This is a genomic window from Frankia sp. KB5 (genome assembly GCF_002099325.1).
GTDB classification, from domain to species: domain Bacteria; phylum Actinomycetota; class Actinomycetes; order Frankiales; family Frankiaceae; genus Frankia; species Frankia casuarinae.
In genome coordinates, this window is sequence record NZ_MRUJ01000373.1 from 1 (window position 1) to 2,122 (window position 2,122).

A 2,122-nucleotide genomic window follows, 5' to 3' on the forward strand; every position below is an offset into this window, starting at 1 on the left:
GGCCAGGGATACCTCCCCAACGGCGGCCAGATAGCTCCCCGCCGTGGGTGAGGTGTCGATCAGATCAACGCCTTCACTCCCTTCCCGGAGGTGGCCTGGGCGAGCCGGAAGCTGTCACCCTGTGTCACGACGATGTGGGCGTGGTGCAGCAGCCGGTCGACGGTGGCGGTGGCCAGGGTTTTGGGCATGATCTCGTCGAACCCGGATGGGTGCAGGTTGCTGCTGACCRCCAGCGCCYGGCGTTCGTAGGCCGCGTCGACGAGTCGGTAGAAGCCCTCGGCGGCGTCGGGTGAGACTGGCAGCAGGCCGATGTCGTCCACGATGATCAGGTCGGTGCGTAGCAGCCGGGTCATCGCCCGGGTGATCGAGTCGTCGACCCGGTGCCGGCGGAGCAGTACTCCGAGGTCTTCGATGGTGAACCAGGCCACCGTCATCCCGGCCTCGACGGCGGCCTGCCCGAGTGCTTCGCAGAAGTGGCTTTTGCCGGTTCCCGACGGGCCGCAGATGCAGAGGTTTTCCTTGCGCTGCAACCATTCCAGCGTTTTCAGTGCTTCTTGGGTGGGGCGTGGGATGGAGGWGGCGGTCTCGTCCCAGTCACCGAAGGTCTTCCCGGCGGGGAACGCGGCGCGTTTGCGGCGGGTCCGCAGATTGGCCGCGTCCCGGCCGGCGGCCTCCTCCGCGAGCAGGACGCGCACGACCTCGGCCGGGTCCCAGCGCTGGGCCTTGGCGGTGGGGACCAGGTCGGTCAGGGCGCGCCGCAGGTGCGGCAGCTTCAGCCGGCGGGTCAGCTCGATCGCCTCGGCCAGCGGATCGCCGGCCGAGCCCGAAACCGTGCGCAGTCCGGTGGCCATCACATCTCACCCGCTTCGACGTCGCCGGCGCGGTCGGCGTCGTCGGCGCCCGGGTGGGGCAGGCCGAAGTTCGACCAGGCCGACGTTCCCGGCTGGAGGCTGTGGCCCTCGCCGGCGCGGGTGGGCTCGCCGTGGTCGCGGCCGGCCTGGTGGGCCAGGATCCGGATCAGGTCGTTCTCGGCGAACCGGCCCACGATCGCCGCGGTCCCCAGCGCCTTGTCGACCTCGGCCTGGCCGTGCAACTTGGCCAGCGCGACGGCCTCGGCCATCTTCGCTCGGATGCGGCGGGCGCCGATCGCGGCGGCCTCGGTCAGCCAACTCGCCGCACCCGGCCCGAGAGCCAGGAACGCGGCTTCGGCCGCGGAGGTGGCCTTCGGGGTCCGCTCGGTCTCCTTGTCGCGCCGCGGCGGGTAATGCTCGTCCTGAAGAGAGGGTGTTCCCGGTGTCGACCGGCAGTGGCGGGCGACCTCGGCCGGCCCGGTCTCGCCGACCGCGGTCACGATCAGCTCGTCGCCGTGGAAACGAGCCCAGACCCGGGTGTCGACCAGCTCGTGCGGCACCGAGTAGCGCACGCCCTCCACCGAGATCGTCCCATCCCAGTTCACGCGCCGGGTGGYGCCGAACGCGATGGTGAACGGCCGCTGCGGCAACGGGTGGCACCGGGTGCGTTCCTCGGCCAGCGCATCGAGGGGGCGACGGCGGGTTTCCCGGTGTGGCCGGTCGTTGACCTCGACGCAGAACTGTCGGCAGGCGGCCTCCAACTCGCCGAAGGTGCGGTACTCGCCGAGCAGGTTCGCCGTCGTGGGCACCAGGTCGGCCTTCGCGATACGCACGGTGGCCTCCGACCCGCCCTTGGTCTGCGGATCGGCGGGGACGCAGGTGCGGACAGTCAGCCCGTAGTGCCGGGCGACCTCCACCAGCTCGGGGTTGCGCACCGCGATCCCGGCGACATGGTCCACCGAGACGGTCTTCTCGTTGTCGGTCAACGCATACGTCGGCACCCCGCCGATCCGACGCAGAGTCGCGTCCAGACAGGACACGATCGTCGGCAGTGTCTTGTCCCACACCGGGATCACCACCCGGAACCGTGACCAGGCCAGCCACGCGCACCACAACTGGGTGCGCCGGCCGCGGATACGAGGACCCTCGCCCCAGTCCCACTGCAACCACAGCCCCGGCTCGGTGATCCAGGGCCGGAACACCCGCCGCCGGCCGGCGGCGAACGCCTGCTTGACCTGCGCCACCACCCGCCGGGTGGTGCGCTCACCTCC

2 protein-coding genes are annotated in these 2,122 nt (G+C 71.2%); both read right to left on the bottom strand.

The window, feature by feature from the left end:
- Positions 1–59: 59 nt before the first annotated feature.
- Entirely contained in the window at positions 60–851 is a 792-nt protein-coding gene (gene istB / locus KBI5_RS24510; protein WP_085016613.1) for an IS21-like element helper ATPase IstB, read from the bottom strand.
- A partial coding sequence (locus KBI5_RS24515) for a DDE-type integrase/transposase/recombinase (protein ID WP_085016614.1) occupies positions 851–2,122 on the bottom strand: 1,272 nt, incomplete at its 5' end. The genes istB and KBI5_RS24515, both read right to left, overlap by 1 nt.